1 pseudogene is annotated in these 400 nt (G+C 69.0%); it reads right to left on the reverse strand.

Going from position 1 to position 400, the window contains the following annotated elements:
• Positions 1-3 precede the first annotated feature (3 nt).
• Positions 4-400, reverse strand: a pseudogene (gene fliI / locus MOV75_RS42055) (flagellum-specific ATP synthase FliI); the annotation flags it as partial.

Raw genomic sequence — 400 nt, forward strand, 5'->3', positions numbered from 1 at the left:
CTAGCCGGCGGCGAGCGCGACCTCGCGGGCGGCGTGGGCGAAACGGGTGATCGAATCGACCATCAGCAGGACCGATTCGCCCCGGTCGCGGAAATATTCGGCGACCGCCATGGCCGTCTTCGGCGCCAGCCGCCGCATCATCGGGCTTTCGTCTCCGGTCGACACGATGGTGACGGCACGCTGACGATCGTTGCCCAGCACGTCCTCGATGAACTCGCGCACCTCGCGGCCGCGCTCGCCGACCAGGGCCAGCACGACGGTGTCGAAACCCTGGCTACGGGCGAGCATCGCAAGCAGCGTCGATTTGCCGACGCCGGAGCCGGCAAAGATGCCGACGCGCTGGCCGGCGCAGATCGGCGCGAACAAATCGATGACGCGCACGCCGGTGCGCAGCGGCTTG

The organism is Bradyrhizobium sp. PRIMUS42 (assembly GCF_023006515.1).
Lineage (GTDB): Bacteria > Pseudomonadota > Alphaproteobacteria > Rhizobiales > Xanthobacteraceae > Bradyrhizobium.